The organism is Nocardiopsis listeri NBRC 13360 (assembly GCF_001570765.1).
Lineage (GTDB): Bacteria > Actinomycetota > Actinomycetes > Streptosporangiales > Streptosporangiaceae > Nocardiopsis > Nocardiopsis listeri.
The window spans coordinates 1-2,819 of record NZ_BCSH01000055.1; the positions used below are offsets into that span (position 1 = coordinate 1).

A 2,819-nucleotide genomic window follows, 5' to 3' on the forward strand; every position below is an offset into this window, starting at 1 on the left:
CCCACACACCCGACACCCGCCCAACAACCCAAAGGACCACGACCCCAGGCACCCCACCGGCCATCACCACACCCACTCCTTGGAATTACTCATCCTGGCCTGGAGCACGCCGGGAGAACGCAGGAGCAGGGAACGCCGACGGGGCCGGAGACGATCCCCGAAGAGGGCCCGCGCCTCGACGTTCCTCGCGGTGAAGGAAGTCACGGCGGGCGGCGTCGGACAGCGCATGGGGCAACCGGTCCACGTGTTCGTTCTCACCGGTCACATCGAATACGACCATGTGGGCGTGGCCGGCGTGTCATGTCCCGTACGTCCAGGTCCTAAGGTCGAATTCGACAAGGATGTCCAGGACAAGGACGGGATATGGACGCACGCGCCTACATCGACGACCACAAGGACGAGTTCTTCACAGCGCTCAAGGAGTGGTTGGCGATCCCCTCGATCTCCGCCGATCCCGCGCACCATGACGACGTGCGGCGTTCGGCCCGATGGCTCGCCGACCACCTCACCGAGACCGGTTTCCCCACGGTCGAGGTATGGGAGACCCCTGGTCTGCCCGCCGTGTTCGCCGAATGGCCCGCCACCGACCCGAACGCGCCCACGGTGCTGGTCTACGGCCACCACGACGTCCAGCCGGTCGACCCGCTCGAAGAGTGGGAGACCGAACCGTTCGTCCCCACCGAGCGCGGCACCTCCCTGTACGCGCGCGGTTCCTCCGACGACAAGGGTCAGGTGCTCTTCCACGCCTTGGGTGTGCGCGCGGCCCTGGCCGTCTCCGGCGCGGACGCCCCGCCGGTCACGATCAAGCTGCTGGTCGAAGGTGAGGAGGAGTCCGGCTCGGTGCACTTCGCCGAGCTGATGAAGGCCAACCGCGAACGTTTGGCCTGCGACGTGGCCGTCATCTCCGACACCACCATGTGGGCCCCCGACACCCCCTCCATGTGCGTGGGCATGCGCGGTGTCACCGACGTCGATATCAGCCTGTACGGGCCCGAACGCGACCTGCACAGCGGCTCCTTCGGCGGTGCCGTTCCCAACCCGCTCAAGATCATGAGCGACCTGCTCTCCGGGCTGCACGACGGCGACGACCGCGTCGCTATCCCCGGCTTCTACGACGGTGTCGTCGAGGCCAGTGAGCAGGAACGCGAGCTCATCGCCCGGCTCCCCTTCGACGAGAAGGAGTGGCTGGCCACCGCCGCGTCCACCGCGGCCCGTGGCGAGAAGGGCTACAGCACCCTGGAGCGTGTCTGGTTGCGGCCCACCGCCGAGATCAACGGAATGTGGGGCGGCCACACCGGCGCCGGCGGCAAGACGATCGTCCCGCGCTCCGCGCACGCCAAGATCAGCTTCCGTCTGGTCCCCGGACAGGAGCCCCTGACGATCCAGGACCGTGTCCGCGAGTACGTGGAGGCCAACACTCCCGACGGCGTCCACGCCGAACTGGAGTTCGGTGGCCCCGGCGTGCGCGCCTGCGCGTCCGACCTGTCCTCCACAGCCCTGAAGGCCGCCCGAGCCGCCATGAGCCGCGCCTTCGGCAAGGAGGTCCTGTTCACCCGCGAGGGCGGCAGCGGACCCGAGGCCGACATCGCCGACATCCTCCAGACCCCTCTGGTGTTCGTGGCCGTGGGCCTGAACGAGGACCGCATCCACGCCCCCAACGAGAAGGTCGAGATGCCGCTGTTGCTCAAGGGCGCCGAGAGCGCCGCCCACCTGTGGGAGGAATTGGGCAAGGGAGCCTGACCAGCCCAACGGTCGCACCCGCGCACTTCTCACCCGGAAGTGCGCGGGTTCATCCGTCGGGAGTGCACGGCACCCCCGAACGCGTTACACCTGGTGTGTCGCGCACGTTTATCAGGAAGGTCCCATGGACTTCGACGCCGTACCCGCACTCTCCCGCGCCTCGGTCGACTCCGCCGGACACCGTCGAGGTGACGACGAGTGGCTGGCCAAGGCCTGGGCCGACACGAACACCCGCGTGCTGGTCCTGGAGGGCGGCGAACCCGGAAGCCACGGCTGGCAGGCGCTGATGGCCAAACAGTCCCGCGCCCTGGTCACCACCGGTCGATCTCGCGAACTCGTCCTCATCACTCCCGAGCAGGCGCCCAAGGGCGAGCGCTACCTCCTGGGCAGCGATGGCGAACGCGCGTACTTCGCGGTGCGCTCCGAACAGGAGTTGACCGTCAACCCCGTCGCGGAACCCGCCTCGCTGCGCGAGGTCGGCGCGGTCCTCGACGATCACGACACCGGTCTTTTCACCCGGGCCATCGCCCTGGCCAACTGGAACGCCACCCACGGCTTCTGTCCCCGTTGCGGTTCCCGCACTCGGATCGAGAAGGCCGGGCACGTCCGGGTCTGCGAGGAAGAGGGCACCGAGCAGTTCCCCCGGATGGACCCGGCGGTGATCATGTTGGTGCACCGTGAACGCGACGGCCGGGACGAGGCGCTGCTGGGCCACAACCCGAACTGGGACGCCCGGCGCTTCTCGGTCCTGGCCGGGTTCGTCGACGCCGGGGAGTCCCTGGAACAGGCGGTCGTCCGCGAGGTGGCCGAGGAGACGGGCGTGATCGTGCGGGACCCGCGCTACCTGTCCTCACAGCCTTGGCCGTTCCCGCGCAGCCTCATGGTGGGCTACACCGCTCGTGCGGTGGGGGAGGCCACGGCCACCGACGACGAGATCTCCGAGGTCCGATGGTTCACCCGACCCGAACTCGCCGCCGCCGCGGAGGCCGGCGAGGTGATCCTGCCCGGACGCGTCTCCATAGCCCGCACCCTCATCGAACACTGGTACGGGGGACGTCTTCCCGGTGGCTGGTGACCCC

Annotated in this window: 3 protein-coding genes; 2 read left to right on the plus strand and 1 reads right to left on the minus strand. The window is 68.8% G+C overall.

Features of this window, described 5'->3' with window-relative positions; translation table 11 throughout:
• Window positions 1-63: 63 nt before the first annotated feature.
• Entirely contained in the window at window positions 64-204 is a 141-nt protein-coding gene (locus NLI01S_RS25800; RefSeq protein WP_157091066.1) for a hypothetical protein, read from the minus strand.
• 159 nt (window positions 205-363) lie between these two features.
• Here NLI01S_RS25800 and NLI01S_RS17345 point away from each other — a divergent pair, with 159 nt between their 5' ends.
• On the plus strand, window positions 364-1,740 hold the full coding sequence (locus NLI01S_RS17345) for a dipeptidase (protein WP_067605857.1): 1,377 nt from the start codon (window positions 364-366) through the stop codon (window positions 1,738-1,740).
• A 124-nt stretch (window positions 1,741-1,864) separates the two neighbouring features.
• Window positions 1,865-2,815, plus strand: coding sequence for an NAD(+) diphosphatase (nudC, locus tag NLI01S_RS17350; protein WP_067605859.1), 951 nt, complete (start codon window positions 1,865-1,867; stop codon window positions 2,813-2,815).
• Window positions 2,816-2,819 lie beyond the last annotated feature (4 nt).